Annotated in this window: 10 protein-coding genes and 1 pseudogene; 6 read left to right on the forward strand and 5 right to left on the reverse strand. The window is 33.4% G+C overall.

The features are described 5' to 3' along the window. Positions 1–64 precede the first annotated feature (64 nt). A complete protein-coding gene (locus QE431_RS00275) occupies positions 65–2,671 on the reverse strand; it encodes a leucine-rich repeat domain-containing protein (RefSeq protein ID WP_307291490.1) in 2,607 nt (868 codons plus the stop codon). 219 nt (positions 2,672–2,890) lie between these two features. On the opposite strand from QE431_RS00275, the pseudogene QE431_RS00280 reads away from it, so the two are divergent. The 3 genes and pseudogenes from QE431_RS00280 to QE431_RS00290 all read left to right on the forward strand — a co-directional run. Beyond that, a pseudogene (locus QE431_RS00280) lies at positions 2,891–3,001 on the forward strand (MBL fold metallo-hydrolase); the annotation flags it as partial. A gap of 307 nt (positions 3,002–3,308) precedes the next feature. Continuing rightward, positions 3,309–4,946, forward strand: a complete 1,638-nt coding sequence (locus tag QE431_RS00285) for a S8 family peptidase (RefSeq protein ID WP_307291491.1) — start codon at positions 3,309–3,311, stop codon at positions 4,944–4,946. 64 nt (positions 4,947–5,010) lie between these two features. Next, positions 5,011–6,891: a M1 family metallopeptidase gene (locus tag QE431_RS00290; protein WP_134138945.1), complete on the forward strand. Its 1,881-nt coding sequence runs from the start codon at positions 5,011–5,013 to the stop codon at positions 6,889–6,891. 73 nt (positions 6,892–6,964) lie between these two features. Here QE431_RS00290 and QE431_RS00295 read toward each other — a convergent pair whose 3' ends face one another. Next, complete coding sequence (locus tag QE431_RS00295) at positions 6,965–7,903, reverse strand: L-threonine 3-dehydrogenase (protein WP_057115643.1); 939 nt, start codon at positions 7,901–7,903, stop codon at positions 6,965–6,967. A 312-nt stretch (positions 7,904–8,215) separates the two neighbouring features. Between QE431_RS00295 and QE431_RS00300 the strand changes: the two genes are divergently transcribed. Both QE431_RS00300 and mfd read left to right on the forward strand, forming a co-directional pair. Continuing rightward, positions 8,216–8,824 (forward strand): hypothetical protein, encoded by a 609-nt coding sequence (locus QE431_RS00300; protein WP_307291494.1) that lies wholly within the window; start codon positions 8,216–8,218, stop codon positions 8,822–8,824. Continuing rightward, on the forward strand, positions 8,817–12,182 hold the full coding sequence (mfd, locus tag QE431_RS00305) for a transcription-repair coupling factor (protein ID WP_307291497.1): 3,366 nt from the start codon (positions 8,817–8,819) through the stop codon (positions 12,180–12,182). The genes QE431_RS00300 and mfd overlap by 8 nt, the downstream gene beginning before the upstream one ends. Positions 12,183–12,246: 64 nt before the next feature. On the opposite strand, the gene QE431_RS00310 is transcribed toward mfd, so the two are convergent. Both QE431_RS00310 and QE431_RS00315 read right to left on the reverse strand, forming a co-directional pair. After that, complete coding sequence (locus QE431_RS00310) at positions 12,247–12,753, reverse strand: DUF6169 family protein (RefSeq protein WP_307291499.1); 507 nt, start codon at positions 12,751–12,753, stop codon at positions 12,247–12,249. Next, the gene (locus tag QE431_RS00315) at positions 12,737–12,886 is read right to left on the reverse strand and encodes a hypothetical protein (RefSeq protein ID WP_307291501.1); all 150 of its coding nucleotides are present in this window, start codon (positions 12,884–12,886) and stop codon (positions 12,737–12,739) included. The genes QE431_RS00310 and QE431_RS00315 overlap by 17 nt, the downstream gene beginning before the upstream one ends. Positions 12,887–13,065: 179 nt before the next feature. Between QE431_RS00315 and QE431_RS00320 the strand changes: the two genes are divergently transcribed. After that, positions 13,066–13,620, forward strand: coding sequence for a DUF5683 domain-containing protein (locus tag QE431_RS00320; RefSeq protein WP_307291502.1), 555 nt, complete (start codon positions 13,066–13,068; stop codon positions 13,618–13,620). Positions 13,621–13,683: 63 nt separating this feature from the next. Here the strand turns inward: QE431_RS00320 and QE431_RS00325 are convergent, their stop codons facing one another. Then, positions 13,684–16,800, reverse strand: coding sequence for an Ig-like domain-containing protein (locus tag QE431_RS00325; protein ID WP_307291504.1), 3,117 nt, complete (start codon positions 16,798–16,800; stop codon positions 13,684–13,686). Positions 16,801–16,926: the final 126 nt, after the last annotated feature.

The following is a 16,926-nucleotide window of genomic DNA, read 5'->3' on the forward strand; positions in this document are numbered from 1 at the left end:
AAACTATAAAAAATCCCATTTTCAACTGAATGAAAATGGGATTTTTAATTTTTACGAATAGTGATTATTCTACAATTACTTTTTTCGCAGAAGCGGCATCTCCATTGATTAAATAAACATAATAAACTCCTTTAGGTAAACCAGATAAATCGATCGTATTATTTGTATTGGCATTATTTAAAGTAAAAGATTTTACCAATTGGCCCAATGAATTGTAAACTGTTGCTTTGTCTAATGAAGTATTATCAATAGTTATTTCTCCTTTTGTTGGGTTTGGATGAACTACTACTTTGTCGAAAACAGAATCTTCAACACCTAAAGTAGTACAGTTTGTTGAATAAACGGTTGTTGGGTCTTTTCTTTCTGCCCAGTTTGTATTTGAATAATTTTCATCATCGACCTGAATGCATTTTAATTCTGGGTTGTCTAAAATTGAGATATCGGCCAATAAAGTGTTGTTTCCATTTTTTATATTTAATGAAGTCAATTGATTACTATTGATATTTAACCAATATAATTTTGCATTTAAAGGAAGGTCTAATGTTGTTAATTCGTTTTCATTAAGTATTAAATATTGGAGTAAAGTTTGCGATTTTAGATCTATATTTTGTAATTTATTTTTAGAAGCTAATATTCCAATCAATTTTGTATTTGAAGAAATATCCAATGTTGCTAATTCGTTGTCACTAAGTGATAAATGTTGTAATAAAGTATTTGTATTAATATTTATATTTTTTAATTTATTTCCAGAAGCATGCAATCCAGTCAATTTTGAATTGGAAGAAACATCTAGTGTTGTTAATTGGTTTTTATTAAGTAATAAAAATTCTAATAAAGTGTTTGCTCTAAGATCTATATTTTTTAACTGACATTCTTCTGCACTTAATGACAGCAGCTTTGTATTTGAGGAAAGGTTTAATGACAGCAATTGATTATCGTCCACATTTAAGTTGACTAATTCTTTAAATGCTTCAATTCCTGTTAAATCGGTAATTTCAGATCCTTTTACATCTAATTCTTTAATAGGTGCAATATTGATAGTTAGCACTTTTCCATCGGGAATTCCAGAATCTAGGCCTAAACTAATTAATTTAGTTTCAAAATTGATATCTGGAATTAATGTAACAGCGTTACAGTCTTTAGTGAGACTCGCTGTGGCATCTTTTGTAATGCTCCAGTTTTTGAAGGCATAAGCTACATCATCAACCAGAATACAGTTCAGATTATTAGAGGCACAGTTTAACGATGTTAATGTAGTGTTATTGGTAAGATCTAAACTAGTTAATAGATTTCGATCACAATTTAATGAAGTTAAATTTAAATTAGAGTATAAATCTAAATTTGTCAATTTATTTGAAGAAATCCATAATGTATTTAATGCTAAATTTTTAGATAAATCAATTGATGTTATTTGATTTTCATTACAATATAAGTTTTTCAACGCCAAATTATTCGATATATCTAGACTCGTGAGGTTATTGTTGTAAAGTCCTAACGTATTTAGTGCTAAATTCTTAGAAACATCAATTGTAATCAATTTATTGGAAGACAAAGACAAATCTTGTAATTCTATATTCCTTGATATATCGATAGTCGTTAATTTATTCTGAGTACATCTCAAATTAATTAATTGTATATTTTTTGAAAGATCTAAAGTGGTAATTTGATTATTAGAACAATCTAGGGTTGTCAAACTGGTAAAATCCTGAATTCCTGTCAAGTCAGCAATTGAATTCCCATAAATATTTAATGTAGTTATTGAAGCAACATTTGAAGTCAAAACTTTTCCGTTAACACCATCTCGGTCAATTCCAAGTGTAATGAGTTTGTTCTCAAAATTGACATCTGGAATTAATGTGTACGCTCCGCAGTCTGTGCTGAAGCTTGTCATGGGATCTTTTACTTGAGACCAGATTTTATTAGCATCTTCTACGTTATCCACCTGAATGCATTCCAGGCGATTACCATAAAATGTTGCATAAGAAGCATTAGGATTGAATAAATAATTGGCTCCGTTTTTTATATTTAAATAAGTTAACAAATTTGAGTGCGCTGTCATCACACTCAGTTTATTATTTTTACTCAGATCGAGACTTTTTAGTAAATTATTATTACACCATAAGCGATCAAGTTTCAAATTAGTGGAGACGTCGAGAATTTTGATGTTATTATATCTACAATCTAAGCCTTCCAGCAATAACTGTTGAGAAACATCTATGCTTGTAAGCTGATTGTGGTTACAGTCAATAATTTTTATTGCTGTATTGTTAGAAAAATCAAGCGATGCTAAGTTATTATTTGCACATTGCAGGCTACTTAAGAGAGGATTATTAGTAAGATTTAATGTTGTTAACAGATTATTACCACACTCTAAATTGGTTAATGCGGTGTTTTGAGATAAGTTTAATTGAGTCAATCTATTATTATTACAATTGAAGTATCTTAACGCAGTAAAATCTTCAATTCCTGTAATGTCAGTAATAGAACTGTTGCTAACATTCAAAAAAGTCAAAGTAGCTACATTGGAAGTCAAAACCTGACCGTCTGGAGCACCTGAATCAATACCCAAGCTGATTAATTTGTTTTCAAAATTAACATCTGAGATAGTAGTATACTGTCCATAAATACAAAAATTTGCCAATAGCAATAATAAGAGTAATTTTATTTTCATAAAAATTTGTTTACAATAATCAGATTTATAAATAAAATAATATTTTATCTGCAAAAATAAATAAAAACGACCATAATTATAAGTTTTTACATGTTAAAATTTAGAATAATTTATTATCTTAAACTGATTAAGTTTTAAAAAAGAATTGATGTTTCAATCTAAAGATACTACGGTCCATTCAATAAGTATCTGATTCAAATTCCATTATATCAACTCATATCATATTATTTGTTTCTTGAACATGATGCACACAACCAAATAATAACAGTTGAACATACGGATAAAGGAGTTCGATTAAAAGAGGTTTTTACCTGCGAGGAGATTTTTTAAGCGGAGGTTTATTTACTAATAGATTAAGTTTTATATTCATTCATTTTTTTAAATATGATTCTCTAAATCATTTAATATAGTTGTAAGCTTTTTTGATAAGTGGACAATTATTCACGTTATTCTTTTTTTAATATAGAGTTTTTAATATGTAGATGCTTTACAATGATTTGAATTTTAATTGTTTATGCTAATTTTCATGATGGTAAATTTTAATTAAAATTTCATAACACATTGTTAACAGTTAGTTTTTTGTAACAAAAAAGCATAATTTAGACCCATCTTTTAACTTTACTTATATAATAGATACATGAGTCATATAAAACCTCTTAAATTATCTGCTTTTGCATTACTTGTTTTAGCAGGATGCAGTGCAAGTTTGCAAGCGCAAAAATCAGTGCCAAAACAACCAATTGTTGCTCCTTTAGCAGTTGTTAAAAAAGCACCAGTTAGTGAAAACGAACTAAAAAGATGGAGTCATCTTGATTTAGTAAAAGATTCTATCCCAGGAATGAGTGTTGATAGAGCTTTAACTGAATTGCTTCAAGGTAAAAAAGGCAATAAAGTTATTGTTGGTATTGTAGACTCTGGTGTAGATATCGAACATGAAGATCTGCAGGGAATGATCTGGACTAATGCAAAAGAAATTCCTGGAAACGGAATCGATGATGATAAAAACGGATTTATTGATGATGTTCACGGATGGAATTTCCTTGGAAATGCTGTTAATGAAAATCTTGAAATGACACGTATTGTCAAAAAAGGAGACGATGGTTCTGCTCAATACAAAGAAGCTTTAGCCCAATACAACGAGAAATACGAAAAAGCTCTAAAAGATAAAGAACAAGTTGATTTTTTATTAGATATTCATAATACTATCAAAAAAGAACTAAATAAAACAGATTATAAAGTTGAGGATTTAGCATCTATTACGTCAACAGATTCAAAAATTGCTAGAGCAAAAGCAATAATGACTCAAATTTTTACAAATGCTGGTCCAACTTTTAACCCAGAAGCTGATTTTGGAGAATATAAAGAGCAAGTTTACGATCAATTGAATTATAATTTAAATAAAGAATTTGACGGAAGAAAAGTCGTAGGCGATAATCCAGAAGATATTAAAGACAATCATTATGGAAATAATGTTGTTTTTGGTCCAGATAAAGAAAAAGCACTTCACGGAACTCACGTTGCTGGAATCATTGCACAAATCCGTGGAAACAATTTAGGAGGAGACGGAGTTGCTTCGCCAAACGTTGAGATTTTAACTGTGAGAGCTGTGCCAGACGGTGATGAGTATGATAAAGATATCGCTTTAGCAATTCGTTATGCAGTAGATAATGGTGCAAAAGTAATTAACGGAAGTTTCGGAAAAAGCTTTTCTCCACACAAACAATGGGTTTACGATGCTATTAAATATGCAGCTAAAAAAGACGTTTTAATTGTACATGCTGCTGGAAACGACGGATATAATATTGATGAGACAAAAAACATCAATTATCCAAATGATTCTGAAGACAACGTAAAAGAATTTGCTGATAATGTAATCACAATTGGAGCAATTAATAAAGAATACGGAGAAACGGTTGTTGCACCATTTTCTAACTTCGGAAAAATTAATGTTGACGTTTTTGCTCCAGGTGAAGAAATCTACGCAACAGTTCCAAACAATAAATACAAATATTTACAAGGAACTTCGATGGCATCTCCAAATGCAGCGGGTGTTGCGGCTTTAATTCGTTCTTACTACCCAAAATTAAAAGCTGCCCAAGTTAAGAAGATTTTGATGGACTCTGGAGTTGCACTTCCTTCTAAAGTTATTTTGGGAGAAAATCCAAATCCAAATGAAAAACCAGTAGCGGTTTCTTCTGCAGAATCATCAAAAACTGCAAAAATGGTAAATGCTTACAACGCTTTATTAATGGCAGAGAAGATGTCTAAAAAATAAAGAATAATACACTATTAATCTAATGGAAGAGTTCGCGCTCTTCCATTTTCTATTACATATAAACATGCGAAAAATTATTTTACTTTCTTTCCTGAGCTTTGGATTAAACACAGCTTTTGCTCAAAACACCTCATATTGGCAGCAACACGCCGATTACAAAATGGAGGTTTCAATGGATGTAAAAAACTATCAGTATAAAGGAAAACAAGAATTGGTTTACACCAATAATTCTCCTGATACTTTAAGAAAAGTATTCTATCATTTGTTTCCAAATGCTTTTCAGCCAGGAAGTGAAATGGATGCGCGTCTTCATTTTATCAAAGATCCAGACGGAAGAATGGTAAATAAAGTAAAAGGTGCAGACGGAAAAGATGTAAAACAAAGCCGAATTGAAACTTTAAAACCAAATGAAATTGGATTTTTAAAAATCACAAATTTTAAGCAGGATGGTACTGCAGCTCAAACAAGAGTTTCAGGAACTATTCTAGAAGTTACTTTGGCTAAACCAATTTTACCAAATTCAAAAACTACTTTCACATTAGATTTTGACGGACAAGTTCCAGTGCAAATTCGTCGTTCGGGAAGAAATAATTCGGAGGGAATTGAACTTTCGATGTCACAATGGTATCCAAAATTAGCTGAATTTGATTTCGAAGGCTGGCACGCAGATCCGTATATTGCGAGAGAATTTCACGGTGTTTGGGGAAATTTTGATGTAAAAATTACAATCGATAAAGAATACACAATTGGAGGTTCTGGATATTTACAAGACAAAAATTCAATTGGACACGGTTACGAAGATGCTGGTGTGACGGTTACTTATCCTAAAAAAGCAAAAACGTTGACATGGCATTTTATTGCTCCAAATGTTCACGATTTTACATGGGCAGCAGACAAAGAATATGCACATGATATTGTAAAAGGACCAAATGATGTTGATTTGCATTTCTTCTATAAAAACACTCCAAAAGTGGCAGAAAACTGGAAACAATTAGAGCCATTAATGGTAAAAGTAATGGATTATTACAACCAAAGAGTTGGAGCTTACCCGTACAAACAATATTCATTTATTCAAGGTGGAGACGGTGGAATGGAGTATGCAATGTGTACTTTAATGCTAGGAAACGGAAAACTGGAAGGAATTCTTGGAACTGCAACACACGAATTAGGACACTCTTGGTTTCAGCATATTTTGGCATCAAACGAGTCCAAACATCCTTGGATGGATGAAGGTTTTACAACTTACATCGAAGACAGCGCTTTGAACGAATTAAAGGGAGATAAAAAAGAAGTAAATCCATTTAAGGGCAATTATGCTGCTTATTACAGTTTAGTAAATTCTGGAAAAGAACAGCCGCAAAGTACACACGGAGATCGCTATGACGAAAACCGTCCTTACAGTATTTCTTCTTACGTAAAAGGAAGTATTTTTCTTTCTCAATTAGAATATGTAATTGGAAAAGAAAATGTTGATGCTACTTTAAAAAGATATTTCAACGATTTTAAATTCAAACATCCAACTCCAAATGACATCAAAAGAACAGCAGAAAGAGTTTCTGGAGCTGAGCTAGATTGGTATTTAACAGATTGGACGCAAACATTAAATACGATTGATTACGGAATTAAAGACGTTGCTGATAATGCAGGAAAAACAACTGTAACTTTGGAGAGAATTGGAAGAATGCCAATGCCAATCGACTTAAAAGTAGATTATACTGACGGAACCTCTGAGAACTTCTACATTCCGTTAAGAATGATGAATTTTATTAAACCGAATCCAAATCCAAATCAAAAAAGAACTGTTTTAGAAGACTGGGCTTGGGCACAGCAAAACTATAGTTTTACAATCGATAAAAACAAAACTGCAATCAAAAAAATCACTATTGACCCAAGCGGATTAATGGCTGATGTAAAAGCTGCAAACAATGTTTTTGACGTGAAATAATCTTCATTTAAAGAATAAAAAAAGTCCCGTTTAATTTAATAAACGGGACTTTTTATTTTTAGATCATTAAGGTTTAACTCAAATGCTCGATCATATCTTTTGTCATAGATTCCAGATCAAATTTATGATTCCAGTTCCAGTCTTCTCTGGCAGAACTGTCGTCAATACTTGCCGGCCAGCTGTCAGCAATTTTTTGACGGAAATCGGGGTTATAAGTGATTTCAAAATCAGGAATATGTTTCTTAATTTCATTTGCAATTTCTGTCGGAGTAAAACTCATTGCAGCCAAATTATAAGAAGAATGTATTTTAATCTGCTCAGCAGGAGCTTTCATAATATTAATCGTTGCATCAATAGCGTCATCCATATACATCATCGGCATTTTGGTTTCAGATGATAAAAAGCATTCGTATTTTTTATCAGCAATCGCTTTGTAAAAGATATCAACAGCATAATCTGTAGTTCCGCCGCCTGGAGGAGTAGACCAGCTGATTAAACCAGGATAACGAATACTTCGAACATCAACACCATAAATATTATGATAATACTCGCACCATCTTTCTCCAGCTTGCTTGCTGATTCCGTAAACTGTTGAAGGTTCCATTACAGTATACTGAGGCGTGTTTTCTTTTGGAGTCGTTGGTCCGAAAACTGCAATACTCGAAGGCCAGAAAATTTTCTGAATCTTTTTTGCTTTCGCTAAATTTAAAACATGAAAAAGAGAATTCATATTTAAATCCCAGGCAAACGCTGGATTTTTTTCAGCAGTAGCAGATAAAAGTGCCGCCATTAAATAGATATCAGTTATTTGATGAACTTCTACTAAATGTTCAATTTGATTAAAATCTAAAGCATTGACCACTTCAAAAGGTCCCGAATTTACAACATCAGTATTTAATTTTCGAATATCAGAAGCGATTACATTTTCGGTTCCGTATAATTTGCGCAGTTTTTGCGTCAGCTCTGTTCCAATCTGACCGCAGGCACCAATGATCAATATTTTAGGATTCATTTTTCGATGATTTTTAGAGATACAAATATAACGTTTTCGCAATTACTTGCGCTTTTTTGAAGAATAAATTATAAATTCAACAATTAAAAAGTTTGTTTGTTGGATAATTCTCTTTTACAAGGGTGTGTCTTTGTGCCTTTCAAAAATCTATGTAAAAGATCATTTTTATTGATAATAAAACCAAAGAAAATTATTTTAAATCTGCATAATCTGTCGTAAAAAAAAGATAGTAATTTATGTGAATCAAAGGCAAAAATCAGAATTCGTAATTGTAAATTTACTTTGTAACTTTGTAGCTTAATGTTTTACCAAATGAAATATAAGATATCTCTTTTTCTGCTTTTTGTTTTTGTGTTGAATTCATGTCAAAATCAAGATGAAAAACGTCTTGCTGAAAATGAAAAAGAAGCAAAAAAGAAAGAAGCTATTTTTAATAATATAAATAAAGGCTGGATGTTTATTGATGAACCGATCAATGAAATCTCAGAACAAAAATTAAATTCTTGGACAGAATGGCGAGAGTTTATGAAAGAGATTGGAGATAAGCCAAGAAAAACAATTGGAGCATTTCAGAAAAAATCGGCTGCTATTTCTAAAAAAGCGATGGCTTTAAATAACAATATTCCGCCAGAATTTAATGTGCCTCAAATAAAAAGCCGTATTTCTATTTTAATTACCAAAATAAAAATGATGGATTTATTTATTCATTTAAATAAAGTTCCAGATGATAAAGTGGTTTTTTTGATACAAGAAATCAACAAAGAATTAATTTCGCTGGAAAGACAAATGGATAAAATTGTCGAAAAAGCCAAAATTCCGAAAGAAGAAGGAGAAGCAGATTTCCTTAGAATGTTAGACACCACGCGTGCGATACCGAGTTCTACGCCGCCATTAGATCAAAATAAACCTAGAATTGAGTAAAAACGCACTATATACGATATACGACAATCTGCCAAAAGCACAACAGATTGCATCAAATTTACTGGAAGGAAATCAGATAAAAATGCATCTCAGCGGATTGCTGGGATCTGCAGTTTCATTTGTTGTCCGCTCTGTTTTTAAAAAAACCGAACTGCCTTTTTTAATTGTTTTAGACAATAAAGAAGAGGCTGCGTATTACCTAAACGATTTAGAGCAGATGATTGGCGAGCAGGATGTATTGTTTTATCCCGCTTCATTCCGTCGTCCCTATCAAGTTGATGAAACAGACAATGCAAATGTTTTGCTTCGCGCTGAGGTTTTAAACCGAATAAATTCCCGAAAAAAACCGGCCATAATTGTTACGTATCCAGAAGCACTTTTTGAAAAAGTAGTTACGCGCCAGCAATTGGATAAAAACACTTTAAAAGTTTCTTTAAACGATAAAATTTCAATTGATTTCATTAATGAAGTTTTGTTTGAATATGAATTCAAAAGAGTCGATTTTATTACAGAACCCGGAGAATTTTCGGTTCGTGGAGGTATTGTCGATGTATTTTCTTTTTCAAACGATCATCCGTATCGAATTGAATTTTTCGGAAATGAAGTAGACAGTATCAGAAGTTTTGATGTAGAAACACAATTGTCTGTTGAAACGCATAAAAAAATCACCATTATTCCGAATGTCGAAAACAAGATATTTCAGGAAAACCGTGAAAGCTTTTTAGATTATATTGCTGAGAAAACAGTACTTTTTATTCAAAATACTGATGGACTTTTTAGTCAGTTAGACAAACAATTTGCGAGGGCAGAAGAAGCTTTTTCAAAACTTTCAGGAGAAATAAAACACGCCGAACCAGAACAATTATTTTTAAATCAGGCTTCGTTTATCAAACGAGCTTTAGATTTTTCGATAGTAGAATTGGCTTCAAAACCAATTTTCAAAACCACTAAAAAATTCGAATTTCATATTCAACCTCAGCCCTCGTTCAATAAACAATTTGATTTGCTGCTGAATAATCTGAGCGATAATCATTTTAACGGATACAAAAATTATTTGTTCTGTTCGAATGAAACGCAGGCCAAACGTTTTCATGATATTTTTGAATCGCTGGACGAAGCGAATTCTGAGAATATCAGAAAACAATACAACACTATTGTACTGCCTTTATACCAAGGTTTTATTGATGAAGAAAATCAGATAACGGCTTATACCGATCACCAGATTTTTGAACGTTATCATAAATTCAACATCAAAAACGGTTATTCTAAAAAGCAGAATATTACGCTTAAGGAATTAACAGCACTTTCTGTTGGTGATTATGTAACGCACATCGATCACGGAATTGGGAAGTTTGGCGGCTTGCAGAAAATTCAAGTAGAAGGCAAAACGCAAGAAGCCATAAAATTGGTTTATGCGGATAATGACATTGTGTATGTGAGCATTCACTCGCTTCATAAAATTTCCAAATACAACGGAAAAGACGGAACGCCGCCGAAAATATACAAATTAGGGTCTAACGCCTGGAAAGTTTTAAAACAAAAAACCAAAGCGCGTGTCAAACATATTGCATTCAATTTGATTCAGCTGTATGCAAAACGTCGTTTAGAAAAAGGTTTTCAGTTTGCGCCGGACAGTTATCTTCAGAACGAATTAGAAAGTTCGTTTATTTATGAAGATACGCCAGATCAAACTAAATCGACACAAGAAGTAAAAGCCGACATGGAAAGCGATCGCCCAATGGATCGTTTGGTTTGCGGTGATGTAGGTTTCGGAAAAACAGAGGTTGCTATTCGCGCTGCTTTTAAAGCGGTTGACAATAGCAAACAAGTTGCCGTTTTGGTTCCGACGACTATTTTGGCTTATCAGCATTATAGAACTTTTTCGGAACGATTGAAAGATATGCCAGTTTCTATTGGTTATTTAAACCGATTTAGAACGGCAAAACAAAAAGCACAAACTTTAAAAGATTTAGCCGAAGGTAAATTGGATATTGTAATTGGAACGCATCAATTGGTCAACAAAAATGTAGTTTTTAAAGACTTAGGTTTGTTGATTGTTGATGAGGAACAAAAGTTTGGAGTTAACGTAAAAGATAAATTAAAAACTATTGCAGCAAATGTTGATACGTTGACATTAACAGCAACGCCAATTCCAAGAACTTTACAATTCTCTTTAATGGCGGCGAGAGATTTGTCTGTAATTACAACGCCTCCGCCAAATCGTTATCCTATTGAAACAAATGTTGTTGGTTTTAATGAAGAGATCATTCGTGATGCGATTTCGTATGAAATCCAGCGAAACGGACAGGTTTTCTTTATCAATAATAGAATCGAAAATATAAAAGAAGTGGCTGGAATGATTCAGCGTTTGGTTCCAAATGCAAGAGTGGGAATTGGTCACGGACAAATGGACGGAGCAAAACTTGAGGAATTGATGTTAGGTTTCATGAACGGAGATTTCGACGTTTTGGTGGCGACAACAATTATCGAAAGTGGTTTGGACGTTCCAAATGCGAACACAATTTTCATTAATAACGCCAATAATTTCGGATTATCAGATTTGCATCAAATGCGCGGTCGAGTAGGGCGAAGCAACAAAAAAGCATTCTGTTATTTCATTTGTCCGCCATATTCATCTATGACAGAAGATGCAAGAAAACGTATTCAGGCTTTGGAACAATTCAGCGAACTGGGAAGCGGTTTCAATATTGCAATGAAAGATCTGGAAATTCGTGGAGCAGGAGATTTATTAGGTGGAGAACAAAGCGGCTTCATCAATGAAATTGGTTTTGATACGTACCAAAAAATCATGAATGAAGCGATTGAAGAATTGAAAGAAAACGAGTTCAAAGATTTATATCCGGAAGAAAATAATATTGATACTAAGGAATATGTAAAAGATATTCAAATCGATGCCGATTTTGAGTTATTATTTCCAGATGAATATATAAATAACGTTTCGGAACGTTTGGTTTTATACAACGAATTAGGCGCTATAAAAGACGAAGCTGGCTTACAGGAATTCGAAAGAAAGCTAATTGACCGTTTCGGACCTTTGCCAAAACAAGCAACTGCCTTACTAAACAGCATCCGCATAAAATGGATTGCAACGCGTGTTGGAATCGAGAAATTAGTTTTGAAACAAGGCAAAATGATAGGCTATTTCGTTTCAGACCAGCAATCTGATTATTATCAGTCGGTGAAGTTTAGAAATGTTTTAAATTTTGTTCAGAAGCATAGTAATCTTTGCAAAATGAAAGAAAAACAAACCGTAAACGGATTACGTTTATTATTGACTTTCGAAAATGTGAAGTCGATAAAACGGGCGCTGGAATTGATGGAATTGTTTGAGGAGTAAAGTGATATTAATAAATAAAAAAACCGATATAGAAATATGTCGGTTTTTTTATTGCTAGAACTAGCTATGGTTTTGCTCCATTTAAAACATTGCTGATATTATTAAAAGCTTCTGTTATAGTTTTAAAATTCGTATTTTCTGTATGAAACATTAAAGAGGTATAAAGTTTAATAGTTTCTGTATCAGAATCAAATTCAATAATATTATCAAGCTTTGTGATATAATTGGTCATGGAACTTTTTTTGTACCATCTATCAAAAACAGAAAATCTTTGAAATGCCTTTTTATCATTATCATCACAAATATAAATTAATGCATCATGAATATTTTCAAAAAATGTGGCAATAATGTTTTTGATTGTTTTTGAAATCAATACATCAAATTGTTCAGGCCTAGAGCTAATTTTGTCTATAGTAATTTGATAAACATTTCCAAGTTCTATATCGTTCCCAACGCAAGATGCTAACGTGAAATCTTCGTAGAAAGCAACTCTGTATTCAATTTGTCTTTTTGTAAAGAAACAATAATAACCAGAATCAGAATTAAAAGTATAATTATATTGTTTTAACAAGTTTTATACCTTTTGAAGTTAAGGTTTCTGCAGAAGTTTTTCCTTGTAAAAAAGAGCGTACAGCAACCTTATCATCTCTCATCTTGATAATGGCTTGTTTAATCGCTTCCTTATTTACTGTTGTAGTTTTCATGTTGCAAAGTAACAGTTTTAAGTTGAATATAGCAAAACTTGTAGTATTGTTTTTACTTTTTAAATATATGTCTCTGATTATCAATTGATTTAAAAATTAAGTTTTCTTTATCTTTTATTTAAGAAAAATCTTAGAACTAAAAAGTTTTCTTTGATCAAATTTTTCAAATATAACTTTATATGCAGAATCAATTCATTCTCCTATTTTTATTTTTTGGATTAACTTCTCTTTTTGCTCAGGAAAAAACTAAAATTGTTTTAAATGACACTCTTAGATCTGAAACAATTGATCCGCTTCGTCCAGCTAAAGCAGCATTTTATTCAGCTATTTTACCAGGTTTAGGTCAGATTTACAATAAGAAATACTGGAAAGTTCCTTTAGTTTATGGAGCAATCGGCACAAGCACTTATCTATATATTGACAATCAAAAAAAGTACAATATCTACAGAGATGAATATAAAAGCAGATTGGAAGGAAATACGAGTAACTCAGATTATTTAGCTGGATTAAGCGAAAGTCAATTGATTTCTGCTCAAAAACAATTTCAAAGAAACAGAGATTTATCCGCCCTGTTTATGGTTGGTTTTTACGTCTTGAATATTATTGATGCTAATATCGATGCGGCATTATCGCAGTTTAATGTAAGCGAGAGATTAGTATTTAAACCTTCCGTAATCAATAATGATATTACATTAAATAATAATTTTGGGTTTGCTTTAAATTATTCTTTTTAAAAATATTCGCCACGAATTCACAAATTAGGTTAAATTAAATTCGTGAATTCGCGGCGAAAAAAATTATTTAACAATTAGTTTTTTAATCACATTAAAATCTTTAGAAATAATGTTTACAATGTAAATGCCTGAAGATAAATGATGATTAACTTGTCCTGAAGAAGAAAGTTTTTCGGTTAAAAGACTTCTTCCATTCAAATCAGAAACGAAAATTTCGGCAGTATCGCCATTTGCTAATTCTGGCATTAGAATATGAAATTCATTGTTTATTGCAGGATTTGGATAAATACCAATTACAGGTTCTGCTGTTGAAACTTCTTCAACATTTAGTGCCATTTTTGATGTACCAACAGTAGTTGGTTCCAACTGCCATTGTGCGCTGAACCAGCCGTCTTGTGAATTTCCATATTGAGCAGATCCTGTTTGATTTTCAACATGAATAATATTTCCTGTCTGCCATCTATTTCTTAATCTTACCCAGGTTCCGTCAATATAATCGCTTGACCATTGTGCACTCCAGAAAGTAGTATCTGTTATATTACATTGAACAGTTCCTGTTTGACCTTCAATATTAATTAACTCTCCAGTTGCTGCATTTTTAAGAACGAAGTAAGTGGCATCAATAGCGATTTTCTGCCATTTGTAGTTGTTTCCAGAAACCGTTGTTCCGTAGCCAACATTTGTCCCGGCATCAGATAAATAAGCTCCTGTCCATCTGTTTTTAATTGTATAATATGTTCCTCCCGTAGAAGTTGTAGAAACTGTTACGACACAAGTACTCGTTTTATTTCCGTCAACAGTTGTAACGGTAATTGTAGCTGTTCCATTTGCTACAGCAGTTACTAATCCGGAAGTATTTACTGTTGCCACAGCAGTATTGTTTGAACTGTAAGTTACGGCTTTGTTTGTCGCTGTTGATGGCGAAACTGTTGGCGTTAATTGCTGTGTTGCACCAACCGATAAAGCCGCAGTGGTTGGAGATAAAGTTACACCTGTAACGGCAACGCCCGTTCCTGGATTAGAATCGTACCAAGTGTTGTTCATATACCAGCCGGTTTTGTTTCTGCTTAAATCGGCAGTTTGATTGGTTCCGTCGTTGAAAATTAAATTTGTTGAGGTTACATTGGTAAATGTATAACTGTACCATCCGCTTCCCGCATCGCTCATGTTTACGCCCGGCCAGGTTGCATTTGCTAAAACTCCTGTTGGTAAAGCACTCCAATAATAGATTTTAATCCCAGTTCCCCAGTTTGATGGTTTATAGAAATAAACCGTAAAATTCGTATTCGGATTTACTGTAATTGTTGCCGACGCTGTTTTATTTCCGTCTTGTGTTGTTGCTGTAATCGTTGCTGTTCCTGCAGCAACTGCCGTTACAAGTCCGCTTGAGTTTACCGTTGCAATTGCGTTGTTGCTTGAACTCCATGTTACATTTTTGTTCGTGGCATTTGCTGGAGCAATTGTTGGAGAAAGCTGTTGTGTATTTCCTGCATATAAACTTGCCGTTGTTGGTGAAACACTTACAGATGCAACTGGAATTGCCGCTACTGTTATAGCTGAGGTTGCTGTTTTATTGCCATCAACGGTTTTTACTGTAATCGTTGTTGTTCCTGCTGCAACGGCTGTAACCAATCCAGATGCATTTACAGTAGCAACTGCGGTATTGCTGGATGTCCAGGTTACATTTTGGTTTGTGGCATTTGCAGGAGCTATCGTTGCGTTAAGCTGCTGTGTAGATCCTAAACCGACAGTTGCCGTTGCTGGATTTACAGAAACATTTGTTACGGCTACAACTGGAGCATTGGTATTCGTTAAAACCAAATATTCAAAAGCAGCAAATGTTCTTGTAGCGCCTGTTGTTAAAATTACCGAGGCATTGTTATTATATGGATTTACATAAGTTCCTGCTAAAGCCGCTGGGATTACATACGATTTTGAAGCATTTCTTAAATTCGACATTACGATTACTTTTTCTGTACCTAATGTCTTAGTAAAAATACTGATATCATCATTTGCATACGTGGTTAAATCACCACGTCTGATGGCAGTACTAGTAGTTCTGAAATTTAAGATTTTGGCGAAATCTGCAGCAGCTGTCGGGTTTTGAGACCAGTTGAATTTGAAGTTTGTCCACGGCCAATCAGTTTTGGGTTCGTAGTCGATTTCCTGTCCGCTCATTAAGAAGGGAACACCTCTCATATAAGCTGAAACTAAAAAGTTGGCAACAATTCCGTTATGATTTTTGAAGGCTACGAACGGTCTTCTTACGCCATCATCATTGGTGTACGTATCATGATTACCAGTATATCGAACGATTTGCTGATTTCCAGTTGCTTTAGCATATTCATAAGTAGATTGGTCTTGAAGTCTTTGAGAAACTGGTCCTCCATTAGCAATATCATATAAACCGCTGTGAAACCATCTGTCGCCATAATTCATGTCGAAACCAACCTGAAAATTTTCTTGTCTGTCTCCTTCGGCTAACATTAATAAATTATGAGAAGAAATACCTCGAAGGTTTGAGTTGACTTCAGACCAGAAATCTAAAGGAGGATTATTGGCATAATCGCAGCGATAACCATCAATGTTAGCAGCGAAAATCCAGTAACGCATTGCATCTTTGATGGCTGCTCGTGTAGCCGAACTATTAAGGTCAAGCGCAGCAATATCGGAGAAGTTTCCTAATTGCTGAATAGTTGTTCCAGTTCGCTTATAATATTCTGGATGAGAAGTTGTCCATCCATGATCCCATGAAGTTCCATTGATAGCAATATCTAGAATTACGGCCATTCCGCGGCTGTGAGCGCCATCGACTAAAGTTCTTAAATCTGCAAGAGAACCATATTCTGATCCTACAGCTTTAAAATCTTTAATGCAATAAGGCGAAGCCGAACTTCGGGAATCGGTGCCATGAGGAAAAATCGGCATTAAATAAATAACATTTGTGCCGAGTGCTTTTATATTGTCTAATCGGGCGGTTACTCCTGCTAAATTTCCGTTAGCACTAAACGGACGTATATGCACTTGATACATATTGACATCTCTCGGATCGGGCACACCGGCAAAAGGTGTTCCGTATTGCGGAGGATCCTGCGCATAAACGGAGCTTGCAAATAATAATAGAAAGCAAACTAATGCTTTGGTAATATGAAATAATCTAGTGGTAATTTTGATTTTCATAATAATAGTTTTTTGAATGCTTGTCGGCATTTCTAACTAAAATTCATTCTCACTCGCATTGTTTTTAAATTCGACAAACATTTTGTGGTTAATAGTTTTCAAGTAGTAAAATTTTTAATTTTTTGC

The organism is Flavobacterium sp. SORGH_AS_0622 (assembly GCF_030818825.1).
In the GTDB taxonomy this organism is placed as follows: Bacteria; Bacteroidota; Bacteroidia; order Flavobacteriales; family Flavobacteriaceae; genus Flavobacterium.

Excerpts from the sequence above, each read along its gene's own strand:
- QE431_RS00325 (WP_307291504.1), bottom strand. The coding sequence starts at position 16,800 with ATGAAAATCAAAATTACCACTAGATTATTTCATATTACCAAAGCATTA.
- QE431_RS00295 (WP_057115643.1), bottom strand. The coding sequence starts at position 7,903 with ATGAATCCTAAAATATTGATCATTGGTGCCTGCGGTCAGATTGGAACA.
- QE431_RS00320 (WP_307291502.1), top strand. The coding sequence starts at position 13,066 with ATGCAGAATCAATTCATTCTCCTATTTTTATTTTTTGGATTAACTTCT.
- QE431_RS00285 (WP_307291491.1), top strand. The coding sequence starts at position 3,309 with ATGAGTCATATAAAACCTCTTAAATTATCTGCTTTTGCATTACTTGTT.
- QE431_RS00315 (WP_307291501.1), bottom strand. The coding sequence starts at position 12,886 with ATGAAAACTACAACAGTAAATAAGGAAGCGATTAAACAAGCCATTATC.
- QE431_RS00275 (WP_307291490.1), bottom strand. The coding sequence starts at position 2,671 with ATGAAAATAAAATTACTCTTATTATTGCTATTGGCAAATTTTTGTATT.
- QE431_RS00290 (WP_134138945.1), top strand. The coding sequence starts at position 5,011 with ATGCGAAAAATTATTTTACTTTCTTTCCTGAGCTTTGGATTAAACACA.
- QE431_RS00300 (WP_307291494.1), top strand. The coding sequence starts at position 8,216 with ATGAAATATAAGATATCTCTTTTTCTGCTTTTTGTTTTTGTGTTGAAT.